We start from the raw sequence: 15,157 nt of genomic DNA on the forward strand, positions 1-15,157 counted from the left end.
CGCGATGGAACCACTCACCTATGACACCGTGCGGGCGGACATCGCCGATGTGCTGTATCTGGAACCGCACGAATTGGCCGACACCGACGATCTTTTCGCCGCGGGACTGGACTCGGTGCGATTGATCGGTTTGATCGAACGCTGGAAGTCGCGCGGCGCGGCACCGGCTTTCGTGGATCTGGCCGAGAATCCGACGCTGGCCGCCTGGTGGCCGTTGCTCGCGCCGCGGTCCGCGCCGTGACGTCGGGGCGGCCGCTGACCTCCGCGCAGCTGGGCGTCTGGCTCGGTCAACAGCTAGATCCGGCCTCGGCGGTCTTCAATATCGCCGAGTACGTGGACATCTCGGGGGCGGTGGCGGTGGACGTGCTGGTGAACGCGATTCGCGCGGCGGTCGATGAGGCTGCGGCGCTGCACATTCGGTTCATCGAGGACGGTCCGCAGCAGGTTGTGCAGGCGCCCGTCTGGGAAGTCCGCGTGGTGGATGTTTCGGGCGAACCGGATCCGCTGCGCGCCGCGCTGGATCTGATGGATCGGGACGTTTCGCAGCCGGTCGAACTGACCAGCGACATCCTGTTCGCGCACATCGTGTTCCGGCTCGATGCAAGGCGGACGCTCTGGTACCACCGGGTGCATCACATTCTGCTCGACGGCTATGGCATGGCGCTGATCGCGCGACGTGTTGCCGAGCTGTACACGGCGAGCGTGACCGGAACCGCACCGCCGCCTTATGCATTCGGTTCGTGGGACGCCGTGCTCGCGGCGGATGTCGCGTACGCCGATTCCGCGGACATCGAGCGCGACCGCACGTTCTGGCTCGACTATCTCCGCGATCGGCCCGCGCCCGTCACTTTGTCCGGGGCCGGGCCACGCCCCACATCGGTTGCAGGGCAGACACTTCGGGAGTTCACGTCGCTGGATTCCGAGACGGTCACACTGCTGCGTGGCGTCGCGGAGGCCGCCCGCGCCAACTGGACCGATGTGCTCACCGCCGCGATCGCCGCGTACGTGCACCGGATGACCGGAGCCGACGAGGTGTGTCTCGCCCTGCCGGTCATGCTGCGTACCGGCACCCCGGCGCTGCGCGTGCCGTGCATGACGCTCAACGGTGTCGCCCTATGGGCCGACTTCACCGACGATCCGACGCTGACGGAGCTCACCGGCCGGGTCGCGCGGCACCTGGTCCGCAGCCGACGCCATCAGCGGTACCGCAGCGAGCAGGTGCGCCGTGACCTGGGCTTGGTCGGCAGCGATCGCAGTATGTACGGGCCGTCGGTCAACATCATGCTGTTCGACTACGACCTGAGCTTCGGTGATTGCACCAGTGCGGTGCACAACGTCACCGCGGGCATGATCGATGACCTGGTCTTCAACCTCTACGACCGGATCGACGGCACCGGCCCAACGCTCTACCTCGACGGTCACCCGGGCGCGTATACGGCAGCCGAGTTGGCCACCCATCTGCACCGTTTCACGGCGTTCCTCCGCCGCGTCCTGGAGCAGCCGGAGCAGCGGCTCGACGCAGCCGATCTGTTCCTGACCGGGGAACGAGAGTGGTTGCACGCCAACAGCCGTGGCGTGGATCGTCCAAGGCCCGACAGCAGTGTGCACGACCTGTTTGCTGCTCAGGTCGCCCGCACCTCGACGGCTACCGCGCTCGTTGCCACCGGAACCGATGACGTGCCGTGCGCTCTCACGTATGCCGAACTGGCTGCACGCACGCGAGAAATGAGTGCCGCGCTGACGGCCGCAGGTACTCGCAGCGGTGACGCGGTAGCAGTATTGCTTCCGCGTACGAGCGACGCGATCGCCGCGCTGTTCGCCGTACTCGCCTGTGGTGCAACGTATGTGCCGCTGGATCCTGGACAGCCGGCACCACGATTGGCGCTACTCCTCGACGGTTTGATGGACACCCCTGATGGGACAGAACTCGCCGCCGTCATCACCACGACCGCGCTGGCCGTGCTGATACCCGACGCACTGCACGACGCTGTTATCGATCTCGACGAATTGCCTTTCACCACAACGACACCGGCTACGAGCGGAGATGCGCCGCCGGACGGCAAGGTCCCGAACCCGAGGAGTGCGGTTCGATCGGCACCAGACACGATTGCCCCAGCGAGCGCCGCCGCGCCCCTGCGCGCACATCCTCCGGTCCGGCTGCACCCCGAACATCCGGCGTGGGTCATTCACACCTCGGGCACCACCGGAACTCCCAAGGCCGTGGTCATTTCGCATTGCTCGGTGGTGAATCTGTACCACCACCATCGTGAGCATCTGATCGAGCCCGCGGTGTCCGCACGGGGTGGGCGGCGGATGCGGGCGGCGCTGACCGCATCGATGACATTCGATACCGCGTGGGAAGGGTTGCTCTGGCTGCTCGCGGGACATGAGTTGCACTTCATCGATGACGAATTACGGCGTGATCCTGATCGTCTGGTGCGCTACATCCAAGACCAGCGCATCGACTTCCTCGATGTCACATCGACTTTCGCGCGCGAGCTGCTGACTGCCGGACTCCTCACGGGGGCACATCGTCCGACAGTGGTCGCGCTCGGCGGTGAGGCGGCCGACCCAGCGCTGTGGACCACGCTGCGGGCCGAGCCGGGTCTCGCGGTCTACAACCTGTACGGCCCAACGGAATGCACCGTCGACGCCACCTGGACCAGCCTCGACGTGCATGCCCAGCCATCAATCGGGGTTCCCGTCACCAACGGCCGCTGCTACGTATTGGATCGAAGCTTGCGTCCGGTGCCGCCGGGAGTAGTCGGCGAACTGTATGTCGGCGGAATGCCGGTTGGTCAGCGGTATCTCGGCCAATCGGCCGCGACCGCGGCGCGCTTCGTCGCCGATCCGTTCGATCCGAACGGCAGCCGCCTCTACCGCACCGGCGATCTGGTGCGGTGGCATCAGGACGGTCACCTCGAATACCTGGGCCGTGGCGACAGTCAGATGTCGTTGCGCGGGTATCGGATCGAGGTCGGCGAAGTAGAGGCGGCCCTTGCCACACATGCGCAGGTCGACGCGGCCGCGGTGCGCGTTCATGCCGAGGTGCTTGTCGCCTATGTAGTACCGACACCCGACGCGGGCGAACCCGAGACGCAGTCCCTGCGTGTACACATGGCCGGACGGCTGCCCGACTACATGGTCCCATCGGTGTACGTCGTGCTGGATCGTCTGCCGCACACCACGAACGGGAAGCTGGACCGCGCGGCGCTGCCCGCGCCCCCGGATGCCGAGTTCACCGAGCGGCCCCCGCGTACTCCCACCGAGCGTGCGCTGGCCCGGCTATTCGCCGAGGCACTCGAGGTCGAGTCGGTCGGCATCGATGACGACTTCTTCGCACGCGGTGGGCATTCGCTGCGCGCGGCGCGAGTGCTGAACGGCGTCAGGGAAGCCTTCGGCGTGCGGTGGGATCTGCGCGCCATGTTCGACACACCCACCGTCGCCGGGCTCGCCGAACACCTCGAATCCGGTCGCGACAGTGACGAGTTGACTTGGACGGCGGCCGATCTCGAAGCGGACACGCAGCTCGATGTCACCATCCGCGCGACGGCCGAACCACCCGCGATGCCGCAGACGATGCTGCTCACCGGTGCCACCGGATTTCTCGGCGCGTTCCTACTGGCGGCCCTGCTCGAACACACCGAGCTGCACGTGTACTGCCTGGTGCGCGCGGACGACGATCCCGCAGCGCTGCATCGCATCCAATCCGCCTTTGCCCGTTATGGTCTCGACAGCACGCCGACGGACGGCCGCATCACCGCGATCGCGGGCGATCTCGCCCTGCCCCGGCTCGGTCTGTCACCCGCGCGCTATCAGGAGTTGGCCGACACCGTCGATGCCATCGTGCACAACGGCGCTCGGGTGCATCACTTCGAGCCGTACTCCCGGCTGCGCCCGGCGAATGTCGAAGGCACCGAACGTATTTTGCGTCTCGCGACCACCGGCACGCCGAAGCCGGTGCATTTCGTGTCCTCCGTCGACACCGCCTTCGCCGTCGACGGCAACCCGTCGATCCTCACCGAAGACCGGCGGGTGGCCGTGACCTCGTTGCCGCACAACGGCTACGTCGCCAGCAAGTGGGTAGCGGAGGGCCTGGTGTACGCGGCGGCCGACCGCGGCGTACCGGTAACGGTGTACCGCCCCGGTCGCATCGGCGGTCACTCACTGACCGGCGCCTCCGGCCCGGATGACGCGTTCTGGAGCCTGATCCGCGCGATGGTCGTCCTCGAGGCCGTCCCGGACGCGATCTACGACGCGGGCACCATCGACATGGTGCCGGTGGATTGGGTCGCCGCCACCATCGCGCACCTCGTCACGCACCGCCCGACGGCCCGGACCTTCCATCTGACCAGCCGACCCCCGCTGGCATTCGCCACCATCGTCGACGCACTGCGTGATCGCGGCTACCCGATCGCGGCCATCCCGTCCTCGATCTGGCAGGCGAGGTTGACCTCCATGGCGGATCGAGCGTCAGCCCAGGACGACCACTCGTTGACCATTGCTCGCGCGCACACCGCGCACCTGGCACCACCTGGCGGCACCGTCACCTACGGACGCGACAACCTCACCGATTTATCTCTCCCCCAACCGGATTCCGCCAAGGCACTCGCCGCCGGGATCGACTACCTGATCGAAACCCGATTCCTCCCTGCGCCACCGGCCGTCCCGGTCCTGGCGCACCGATCGAAGAGGCTCCCATGCTGATCAAACGCGCGCTGCTACTGACGCTCGCGGCAAGCACCCTCGCCGTCACCGGCTGCACGACCTCGGTGACCGACGCGACGGACAACAAACCGTCGTCGGCCACCGAGGGTGTCACCAAATACCCGGTGTCCCTGGAGAATTGCGGCAAGACCTACACGTTCACCGAAGCACCGAAACGCGTCGTCGTGATGAACGGCGGCTCGGTCGGCGAGGTGTCCTCGCTCATCGCGCTCGGCGTCGCCGACCGCGTGGTGGCCAACGCACAGTCCTACGGTACCTCCGACGTACCTGACCGCGCCGCCGCGATCGATGCCCTGCCGACCGGTAAGTTCACGCCGAACGCGCTGCAGGACATCCCCCGCGAGGCGATGCTGAACCAGCACCCCGACCTGGTGATCTCCACCGGCGGTGGCGGTTTCGCCGCCGATCAGGGTTTCGCGACCCGCGAGGAACTGGCCGCGGCAGGCGCCAATACCTATGTGCCCCGGGCGAACTGCAGCGTCACCGGTGCCGTCACCGGCACACCGACGATCGAGGAAAGCTACGCCCTGCTGCGCGATCTCGGCACCATCTTCGACGTGCCCGGCCGAGCCGAGCGGCTCATCGCCGACGCACAACATGCCATCGCCGAGACCGCGGGCCGAGTCGCCGGGCAACCGAAGAAGAATGTGCTGCTGGTCTTCCCGGGCATGGGCATGGGCGACTCGTCGGACTTCTCCGCGATCGCGGCGGGCGGCATCTGGAACGACGTCATCGGCGAGGCGGGCGGGGTGAACCCGTTCAACCGGGACGACGGCACCACCTTCGTCACGATCAGCAAGGAGCAGCTCGCGGTGACACCGATCGACGGGCTCATCGTGGTCAACTACCGCAGCCCCGACATCGACGCCGCCGCCAAGCGGATCCTCGAGCAGTTCCCGCAATGGAGCGCCACGAAGACCAATAACTATGCGGTGCTGTCGGATTCGATCTACCTCGGCCCGAGCAACGACGTGGCCGTGCAGCGCATCGCGAAACTGGTGCACCCCGAGCAGTTCCGATGACCCGCAGCACCACCCGCCCACCGCTGGCCGCGACGCCGCTGCCGATCGCGCTCGCCGTGTCGGCGACGGTCCTGCTCGCCGTGATGCTGCTGTCGATCGCGGCGGGCTCGGTCACCGTGTCCGTTGCCGACACCGGCCGGGTGATCCTGGCTCATTTGTCCGGGAAGACACCGGATGTCGGCTTCACCGTCGACCAGATCGTCTGGAACTACCGACTGCCCCGGGTGATCCTGGCCGCGCTGTGCGGCTGCGGCCTCGCCGTGGCAGGCGTGATTCTGCAAGCGCTGGTGAACAATCCGCTGGCCGACCCGTACGTGCTCGGGCTGTCGTCCGGCGCCTCGCTCGGCGCGGTGACCGTGATCGTCACCGCCGGTGGCGTACTCGGCGGCATCGGGGTGACCGCCGCGGCCTTCTGCGGCGCGATCGCGACCATCGCGGTGGTGTTCCTGCTCGGGCAGCAACGCGGCACCTTGGTGCCGACCCGCTTGGTGCTGGCGGGTGTCGCGGTGGGCTACCTCCTCCTCGCTGCGACGAACTACGTGCAGTTGCGCGCCACCCCGAATGAGCTACGGACGGTGATGTTCTGGACCATGGGCAGCGTCGCCGGGGCGAGCTGGGATCGGCTCGGCACCGTCACCGTCGTGGTGCTGGTGACCGTCGCCGTGGTCCTCGCCTTCGGGCGTCGGCTCAATGTCCTCGGCACCGGGGATGAGCAGGCCACCGCGCTCGGCGTCGACGTGCGCGCGCTCCGGATCATTCTGCTGGTGCTCGCCTCGCTGCTGACCGGCGTGCTGATCGCGGTGGCGGGCGGAATCGGCTTCGTCGGCTTGATGATTCCACACCTCGTCCGCCTCGCCTTCGGCCTGGACCATCGGCGGGTGCTACCGCTGTCCGCGCTGATCGGTGCCGTGTATCTGGTTGCGGTGGACCTGCTTTCGCGCACCATCGACGCGCCGAACGAATTGCCGCTCGGCATCTTCACCGCCGCGTTCGGCGCGCCGTTCTTCCTCTGGTTGCTGCGCCGAAACGGTGGACTGGCATGACGTCCTCGGCCGAATTATCCATTGCCGGAGTAAGTGTCACTTTCGGCGACGCGCAAGTCCTCGACCAGGTGACCCTGCACGCACCGCCGGGCACGGTCGTCGGCATCGTCGGCCCCAACGGCAGCGGCAAGACCACCTTGCTGCGCACTATCTACCGGTCACTACAGCCCACCGCGGGCATCGTCGCGATCGATGGTGCCGACATCGCCGGAATGTCGATCCGCGCCGCAGCCCGCGAAACCGCAGCTGTCCTCCAGAACGGTTCCGGCTCACCGGAACTCACGGTCGCCGAGGTGGTCGGCCTCGGCCGCAATCCGCACCACGGTCTGTTCAGCCGGGACACGTCGACCGACCATCAGGCCGTCGACGACGCCATGGCACGAACCGGCAGCACCGCCTACGCCGACCGCACCATCGGCTCCCTGTCCGGCGGCGAACGCCAACGTGTCCTGCTCGCAAGGGCACTCGCCCAACAGCCGCGCCTGCTCGTGCTCGACGAACTGACCAACCACCTCGACGTCCGAGCCCGCTTCGAACTACTCGACCTGATCCGCACGACCGGCATCACCACCCTCGCGGTACTGCACGAACTCGACCTCGCCGTGCGCTGCTGCGACCGACTGGTGGTCCTCGACCACGGCAGCGTCGTCGCGGCGGGCGAGGTACTCGAGGTGATGACGCCCGAACTACTCCGAAAGGTGTTCGGCGTGCATGCCACCGCGACCCGCCACGACGACGGCGTCATCCGATTGCATTACGCTGCAAACCCTTTAGCGGAGGCCTGACTTCACGCGCGCAGGCCGCCGTCGACCCGCAGGATAGTGCCGGTCACATAGGAGGAGCGGTCGCTGAGCAGCCATGCGGCGGCCTGGGCGATCTCGTCCGGGTCGGCCACCCGGCCCAGCGGTGTGAGCGCGTTGAGTCGCTCGATGACGCCCGGTGAGTCCTTTTCCCAATCCTGGATCATCTCGGTCAGCGTGCTACCAGGTGCGATCGCATTGACGCGGATACCCTCCGGACCGTAAGTGACAGCGGCAGATTCGGTGAGGCTGTTGACCGCTCGCTTCATCGCACCGTAGGCGGGCAGCTCCGAGTTGCCCATCAGGCTGCCGACACTGGAGGTATTGACGATGGCGCCCGTGCCCGCGGTCGCCCGGATGGCGGCGACCTCGGCGATCATGGACAGCCACGGGCCCTTCAGATTCACGGCGTAGACATAGTCGAAATCGGCCTCCCGCACCTGATCCATCGGACCGGACGGCACCAGTGCCGCACCGTTGTTGAAGGCGACGTCGAGCCGCCCGAACCGGTCGACGGTGTGGTCGACGGCGGCGCGCACGCTATCCGGGTCGGCCAGGTCGCACACCACGTAGTCCGCAGTGCCGCCTGCCGCCCTGACCTCCTCGGTCACCGCCTTCAGCTGCGCCTCCGTCCGGGCCGCGAGCATCACCCGGGCACCCTCCCTCGCGAACAGTCGTGCCGCCGCCGCGCCGATACCGCGTCCGGCACCGGTGATGAAGGCGACCTTGTCGGCCAGTAGACCCGCATGCAGTGTGTTGTCCATGGCTCCGAGCGTCGGCTCGAACACCGGGCCGAGCCAGGTACCGGCTGTACCTGGCTCGGTTCCGCGACCGCCGAGCACACTGAAGGTGTGGACAGACGAGAACTGGCGGACTTCCTGCGCAGCAGACGCGAGCGGATCACCCCGTCCGACGTGGGTCTGCCCGCCGGACCACGCCGCCGCACTCCCGGGCTGCGCCGCGAGGAGGTCGCACAGCTGGCTTTCATCTCGACCGAGTACTACACGCGGCTCGAACAGGCCCGCGGCCCGCGCCCATCGCGCGAAGTGCTGAGCGGTTTGACTCGCGCACTGCGCCTTTCGGACGCCGAACGCGACCATCTGCACCACCTCGCCGGGGCACCGCCCGGCCCACCGGCGGGGCCGTCACGCGAGGTGCGGCAGAGCATCCTCGACCTGCTGCATCGGCTGCCGCAGGCCGCCGCGATCGTGACGTCGGCCACCTGGGAGGTGCTCGCCTGGAACGAGCTGGCGGCCGCGTTGATGGAGGACTTCTCCGCCCTGTCGCGACGCGACCGAAACCTGGTGCGGCGGACCTTCCTCGGGCCGCGCCTGCACGGGCGACGGTTGTACGGGGTGTCGGACGCGGACACCTTCGCCCGCAGCGCGGCCCAGGATCTGCGCGCCGCCGCCGCCCGCTACCCCGACGATCCGGAGGTGAACGAGCTGGTGGCCGAGCTGCGCGCCGGAAGCCCGGAGTTCGACCGCCTGTGGGCATCTCACGATGTGACTGCCGAGCCCACCTTGTGTAAGACGTTCGAGCATCCGCTGGTCGGCCCGATCGCCGTCAATTGCGATGTCCTCGACATCACCGACCGGGACCAGCGAGTCGTGATCTACACCGCTAGCCCGGGCTCACCGACCGAGCAGGCCCTCCAGCTGCTGTCGGTCATCGGCACCCAGCGCATGGACGCCACTCCCTGAGCCCGGCGTCAGCCGTTGGCGCTGCGCCGTGTGCCGAATCTTGTTGCAGCGACTAGATCTTCGCGGCCGCGAGCCACGCGGGAGCGGACCGTGCCCACCGGGCAGCCGCAGACCGATGCGGCTTCGGCGTAGGACAGCCCGAGCACCTGGGTGAGCACCAGCGCCTCGCGTCGCTCCGGCGCGAGATCGTCCAGCAGCAGGTTGAGTTCGACGATCTCGGTCAGCCCGTCGCGCCGCGGCACCTGCCGGTCGGCGGCCGCGACCCAGTCGACGCCGTGCGCGATCTTCGGCCGGGCCACCGCCATCCGCACCTGATCGACCACGACCCGGCGCGCGATGGACAGCAGCCAGGTGCGCGCGCTGGCGCGGCCCTCGAAACGCTTGATGCTGCCGAGCGCCCGCAGGTAGGTCTCCTGGGTCAGGTCGTCGGCCCGGCCGACCTCGGTCAGATGGGCGAGCAACCGCCACACATCTTTCTGGGTGGCCCGGATGAAACCTTCCAGTGCCCGCCGGTCGCCACGCGCCGCCGCCAGGGCCAGGCGGGTCGTCTCGTCATCCTCGGCGGGCGTCGGCATGGTGTCGACAATAACCCGCTGCCACGGCGTCGACGGACCGGCCCGGCCGAGGTAACGCAGGTCACCACGCTGGTTTCCGTGAGCGGCGCCACCAAAATCAACTGCCGGGAACTTCGGTGTCCGAATAGACGACAATCTGGACGTGGAGTGCAAAGTGTGCCGGACGGCGCTGTCGGCCCGGATCGACGGCGAGCGCGAAACCGTGCCCGCCGCCCGGGTGGACGAGCACCTCGAGCAGTGCGCCGAGTGCTGCTCCTGGTACGTCGCCGCGGTGGAGACCTCGAAGCAATTGCGCGGCGGCTCGGCGTACGCGCCGGACCTGACCGACGCGATCTTTGCCGCAGCCGAGTTGGAGCGGCCGCAGCCGTCTCCGCTGGCCAGGCTGCGCGCTGCGGTGCCGACCTCACGAATCGCGTTGACCCGCGTCCTGCTGGGTGTGCTCGGTCTGCTGCAGTGCGCATTGGCCCTGGCCCAGCTGGCCGGGCTCGACTTCGGCATGAGTCACCATCACGGTGCCGAGATGACTCGTCATCTGCTCAACGAGAGCACCGCGTGGAGTCTGGCGATCGGTGTCGGGTTCATCTACTGCGCGCTGCGGCCGCACGCCGCCGCCGGAGTGCTGCCGGTGCTCGGTGTGCTGGTTGCCGCGTTGAGCGCGTTCGTGGTGTCCGATCTGTACTCCGGTGTGGTGCCGATCTCGCGGGTCCTCTCGCACGGACTGCTGGTCGTCGCCCTGGTGCTGGTCGTGGTCGTGCACCGGACGCGCCGCCCGGAAACCTCGCCGCCGACCCGCGACCGCGTCCCGGTCGACCTGGTGCTGCCGCCGGGCGCACAGCTCGGCAGGCGCACCCGCCACCTCCGCTCGACCCAAGATCCCGCTGCCTGAACGGAATGTCATGACCATCGAGCTCGACTCGATCACTCGCACCGAACCGAACCGCATCTCCCTCGCCGTCACCGGGATGAGCTGTGCGGCCTGCTCTACCCGGGTGGAACGCAAGCTCAACAAGATCGACGGGATCACCGCGTCGGTGAACTATGCCACCGGGATCGCGACGATCGACGCGGTCGGTGATGTCACCGCCGAGCAACTGTGCGCGGAAGTCGACGCCACCGGGTTCGGTGCGTCGCCGATCACCGACCGCTCCGAGCCGATCAGCTCGGCGCCCGAGGACGCGGCGGTGAACGACCTGCTGCGCAGGCTGGTCGTGGCGTTGATGGCGTTCTTCCCGCTGGCCGATCTTTCGGTGATGTTCGCGACCATCCCCAGCACCCGGATCACCGGGTGGCAGCTGATCCTCACCGTGCTCGCGCTGCCGGTGGTGGTCTGGTCGGCGGCGCCGTTCCACCGCAAGGCTTTTGCCAATGCCAAGGTCGGTGCGGCGAGCATGGACACGCTGGTCTCGGTCGGCGTGCTCACCGCGACGCTGTGGTCGTTGGACACGATGTTCTTGCACCCCAACCGTTCCGGGCCCGCGCCCGACGGAGTCTGGGCGGCGATCTGGGCCAGTGATGCGATCTACCTCGAAGTTGCCGCAGGCGTCACCGCATTCGTGTTGGCGGGACGGTATTTCGAGGCGAAGGCGAAGCGTTCGGCGGGTAGCGCGTTGCGTGCGCTCGCCGCGCTCGGCGCGCGTGAGGTCACCGTGCTGACCCGCGACGATCGCGAAATGCGGGTTCCCATCGGCGAACTCGTGGAGGGGCAGCGCTTCGTGGTGCGGCCCGGGGAGACCATCGCCACAGACGGCCTGGTGGTGTCCGGCGAGTCGAGTGTCGACGCCAGTGCGATGACCGGCGAATCCATTCCGGTCGACGTGAATACGGGCATGGCGGTGATCGGTGGCACCACCGCGCTCACCGGGCGGCTGATCGTGGAAGCCGCTGCGGTAGGGGCGGATACGAAGCTGTCCGGGATGATCCGGCTGGTCGAGCAGGCGCAGACCGGCAAGGCGCGGATGCAGCGGATCGCCGATCGGGTGTCGGCGGTGTTCGTTCCGTTCGTCTTCCTGGTGACGGCCGTGACGTTCGTGATCTGGCTGGCGACCGGCTCCGGTGCGGATCGAGCCGCGGCGGCCGCGCTGGCGGTACTGGTCGTGGCGTGCCCATGCGCGCTGGGTCTGGCGATTCCGACCGCGCTGATGGTGGCCTCGGGACGCGGTGCGCAGCTGGGCATTTTCATCAAGGGCCATCAGGCTTTGGAAGCCACCCGGGACGTGGACACCGTGGTGTTGGACAAGACCGGCACTGTCACCAATGGGGCGATGAGTGTGGTCGCGGTGATCGAGCACGAGTCGTTCAGTGCGGCGGAGGTGCTGCGCCTGGCCGGTGCGGTGGAGGCCGCGTCCGAACACGCCGTGGCGGCGGCGATCACTCGGCACGCGCGCGAAGCGATCGATGCACTGCCCTCGGTCGAATCCTTCGAGGCCCTACCGGGATTGGGCGCGCGCGGCGTGGTGGACGGCCGTCGGGTGCTGGTCGGCCGGTCGCGGCTGTTCGACGATCAGGGCATCGGCATCCCGCAGGACCTGAATCGTGCTGTCCGGCAGCAGGAACGGTCCGGACGCACCGTCGTGCTCGTCGCCGTCGACGGCGTTGTCGTCGCGGTGATCGCGGTGGCCGACACCGTCAAGGAGACCGCCGCGGCCGCGATCGCCCGGCTACACCGGCTCGGGCTGCGCGTCATGATGTTCACCGGCGACAATGCCTACGCGGCACAGTCGGTGGCCGACGAGATCGGCATCGATGAGGTTGTCGCCGAACTACTTCCGGAGGGCAAGGTCGAACTGATCGCCCGCATGCAGGAGCAGGGACATCGGGTGGTGATGGTCGGCGACGGCATCAACGACGGCGCCGCGCTCGCCACCGCGGACCTCGGCATGGCGATCGGCGCGGGCACCGATGTCGCGATCGCCGCCGCCGACGTCATCCTGGTCCGCGAGGACCTCGGCGCGGTCGCCGACGCCATCGAACTGGCCCATGCCACGCTGCGCACCATCAAGGGAAACCTGGTGTGGGCCTTCGGCTACAACGTGATCGCCATCCCGATAGCCGCACTCGGCTTCCTGAACCCGCTGATCGCCGGCGCCGCCATGGCATTCTCGTCATTCTTCGTGGTCTCGAACAGCCTGCGCCTGCGCCGAGTTCGCTTCAACCGCTAGACCCGACCGAAGGCGCCCTTCAGCAGGCAAGACCAACTGAAGGGCGCCTTCGGTCGGCGGGTCAGCGGCGAGTTCGGGCCAACTGATCCAGCATGGCGTTGTATGCGGCGAGGTCGGAGTCGCCGTAGTCGTCGTCCTTGCGGTCGGTGCGTACTGCGGTGCGGCGGTCCTGGGCTACCCACTGGGTGAGTAGTGCACCGACTACCAGGAGGATCGGGATTTCGCCGGAGACCCAGGCGATTCCGCCGCCGACGCGCTGGTCGGCGAGCAGGTCGATGTTCCACGGGAGCTGCAGGTTGGTGTAGAAGCGGGAACCGATGACGGTGTTCATCGACATCACCGCGACACCGAAGAAGGCGTGAAAAGGCATGACCGCGAACAGGACTCCGAGCCTGCCGAGGTGTGGCAGGCGGCGCGGGCCGGGGTCGATGCCGATGATGCCCCAGTAGTACAGGTAGCCGACGATCAGGAAGTGCACGTTCATCAGCACGTGCCCCCAGTGGTATCGGATCAGGCTCTCGAACAGCGGCGTGAAATACAGGCCGTAGAGCGAGATCACGAACAACGACAGCGCCGTCGCCGGATGCGCGATCACCGCGGTCGGTCGCGAATGCAGCAGGGCGAGCACCCATTCGCGCACACCGTGCACATGGCCGCGCTTGGCCGCTGGCACGGCGCGCAGCAGCAGGGTCACCGGCGCGCCGAGTACCAGCAGCACCGGCACGAACATGTTCAAGGCCATGTGCGTGATCATGTGCATGCTGAACATCGCGAAACCGTAGGTGCCGATGCCCGAGGACGTAGCGATCAGCAGCGCAACGCAGCCGCCGATCCACGAGGTGGTGCGCCACCGCGACCATCCGTCGCCGCGCCGCCACAACCGCAGCACGCCGAGCGTGTACAGCACGATCGCGGCCAACGCGGCGGTGCCGAGCACGATGTCGAAGCGCCACACCGTGATCAGGCGCAGCAGGTTCGGTCGATCGAACAGGTCGAAACCGAGGAACACCTCCTGCGCGGTGAACGATCGATCGGCGAAGGCCGGGGCAGGCTGGACCGCCATGGCCACCGTCGCGGCGATCGCCACCGCGGAAAGTGCTCCGCTGCAGGCGATCAGGAAGGCGGTGCGGGCGCCGGGGTCGCGGTGCTTCAATACCGCACGCATCGTCAGCCCCAGGTCGACGCCGACGGCGACCACCACTAGCGCCAGCCGTCCGTACCCGGTGGTCAACACATCAGACCACGGCAGCAGGATCACCCAGAGCACCAGACCACTCAGGGTTGCCGCCGCCAGACACAGCAGCGCGATCACCGCGCCGCGGCGGACCGCGGTGGCCGCGTGTGATCCGTTGCGGCGCAGGTGGTCCGCGACGCACCACAGCAGTCCGGGCAGCACCGACACCGCCAGCTGGAAGATGATCATCGCGCCGGTGCCGTAGTCGTGATTCGGCCCCTCCCCCGCATTGCCGACCATCGCGGGCGGCAGCACGCCGATCGCGGCCACCATCAGCAACACCGCTGCCCCGTTCCAGGACAACAGCATTCGGGCACCCAGCGTCACCACACCGGCCAGCACGGCGACCACGATCCAGGCCTTTGGCTTCTCGCTGGCGTCGATCAGCGCGCCGAGCGCGCCGATCCGGAAGAGCCCGGAGACCGTCAGCCCGCCGACATTCGCCGCGGTCACCGGGATCAGCGCCAGCGCCGACAGCAGCCACACCAGACCGGCTCGCTCGGCGAGCCGCAGGCCGGAATAGCCGTCGACGTCGAGGCGGCCGCGGCCGGTGACGGCGGTACAGCACACCGCGTAGACCAGGGCGCCGAGCGCGGTCGCGCCGGCCAGCGCGGCGACCACGCGCAGCAGCACGTAGCCGAGCACATCTGCGAAACCGGGATAGGCGGTGCCTGCGGCTCGGTAGGGCGCGTCACCCGCTTCCACCACCGAGCCGACGACGAGGGCGAGCAGAACGGCCGCCGCGACCAGCCAGACAAGGTGGACTGTCGAGCGTTTCACCTGCACGTTGCCGTCCACCATCCTCGAGAACGAAAGTTCGCCCGGAACCGGGCCTCGTTGATCGGTCGGATCCGGCGCCGGGAAAGTTCCGGCGCCGCGACGTCTGCGACGCAG

At 68.1% G+C, this 15,157-nt stretch carries 11 protein-coding genes; 8 read left to right on the plus strand and 3 right to left on the minus strand.

Going from position 1 to position 15,157, the window contains the following annotated elements; translation table 11 throughout:
* The first annotated feature begins 4 nt into the window (after window positions 1-4).
* Genes ACIBK2_RS34070 through ACIBK2_RS34090 form a run of 5 tightly spaced genes read left to right on the plus strand, consistent with a single transcriptional unit; the run spans window position 5 to window position 7,578 of the window.
* Window positions 5-241, plus strand: coding sequence for a phosphopantetheine-binding protein (locus tag ACIBK2_RS34070; protein ID WP_396973380.1), 237 nt, complete (start codon window positions 5-7; stop codon window positions 239-241).
* Window positions 208-4,707, plus strand: coding sequence for an amino acid adenylation domain-containing protein (locus ACIBK2_RS34075; protein ID WP_396973382.1), 4,500 nt, complete (start codon window positions 208-210; stop codon window positions 4,705-4,707). Before ACIBK2_RS34070 ends, ACIBK2_RS34075 begins: the two co-directional genes overlap by 34 nt.
* Entirely contained in the window at window positions 4,701-5,750 is a 1,050-nt protein-coding gene (locus tag ACIBK2_RS34080; protein ID WP_396973384.1) for an ABC transporter substrate-binding protein, read from the plus strand. Before ACIBK2_RS34075 ends, ACIBK2_RS34080 begins: the two co-directional genes overlap by 7 nt.
* Complete coding sequence (locus ACIBK2_RS34085; RefSeq protein ID WP_396973386.1) at window positions 5,747-6,793, plus strand: FecCD family ABC transporter permease; 1,047 nt, start codon at window positions 5,747-5,749, stop codon at window positions 6,791-6,793. The genes ACIBK2_RS34080 and ACIBK2_RS34085 overlap by 4 nt, the downstream gene beginning before the upstream one ends.
* Window positions 6,790-7,578 carry an ABC transporter ATP-binding protein gene (locus tag ACIBK2_RS34090; protein WP_396973388.1) on the plus strand — a complete coding sequence of 263 codons (789 nt, stop codon included), beginning with the start codon at window positions 6,790-6,792 and terminating at the stop codon, window positions 7,576-7,578. Before ACIBK2_RS34085 ends, ACIBK2_RS34090 begins: the two co-directional genes overlap by 4 nt.
* A 2-nt stretch (window positions 7,579-7,580) precedes the next feature.
* Here the strand turns inward: ACIBK2_RS34090 and ACIBK2_RS34095 are convergent, their stop codons facing one another.
* Window positions 7,581-8,357: an SDR family NAD(P)-dependent oxidoreductase gene (locus ACIBK2_RS34095; protein ID WP_396973390.1), complete on the minus strand. Its 777-nt coding sequence runs from the start codon at window positions 8,355-8,357 to the stop codon at window positions 7,581-7,583.
* Between the two features lie 87 nt (window positions 8,358-8,444).
* On the opposite strand from ACIBK2_RS34095, the gene ACIBK2_RS34100 reads away from it, so the two are divergent.
* A complete protein-coding gene (locus ACIBK2_RS34100) occupies window positions 8,445-9,296 on the plus strand; it encodes a helix-turn-helix transcriptional regulator (protein ID WP_396973392.1) in 852 nt (283 codons plus the stop codon).
* A gap of 8 nt (window positions 9,297-9,304) precedes the next feature.
* Here the strand turns inward: ACIBK2_RS34100 and sigC are convergent, their stop codons facing one another.
* On the minus strand, window positions 9,305-9,871 hold the full coding sequence (sigC, locus tag ACIBK2_RS34105) for an RNA polymerase sigma factor SigC (protein ID WP_357380574.1): 567 nt from the start codon (window positions 9,869-9,871) through the stop codon (window positions 9,305-9,307).
* 142 nt (window positions 9,872-10,013) lie between these two features.
* On the opposite strand from sigC, the gene ACIBK2_RS34110 reads away from it, so the two are divergent.
* Complete coding sequence (locus ACIBK2_RS34110) at window positions 10,014-10,757, plus strand: zf-HC2 domain-containing protein (protein WP_396973395.1); 744 nt, start codon at window positions 10,014-10,016, stop codon at window positions 10,755-10,757.
* Between the two features lie 10 nt (window positions 10,758-10,767).
* A complete protein-coding gene (locus tag ACIBK2_RS34115) occupies window positions 10,768-13,029 on the plus strand; it encodes a heavy metal translocating P-type ATPase (RefSeq protein WP_396973397.1) in 2,262 nt (753 codons plus the stop codon).
* Window positions 13,030-13,090: 61 nt separating this feature from the next.
* Here the strand turns inward: ACIBK2_RS34115 and ACIBK2_RS34120 are convergent, their stop codons facing one another.
* On the minus strand, window positions 13,091-15,064 hold the full coding sequence (locus tag ACIBK2_RS34120) for a cytochrome c oxidase assembly protein (protein ID WP_396973399.1): 1,974 nt from the start codon (window positions 15,062-15,064) through the stop codon (window positions 13,091-13,093).
* Window positions 15,065-15,157 lie beyond the last annotated feature (93 nt).

The organism is Nocardia sp. NPDC050175 (assembly GCF_044459885.1).
GTDB lineage: Bacteria > Actinomycetota > Actinomycetes > Mycobacteriales > Mycobacteriaceae > Nocardia.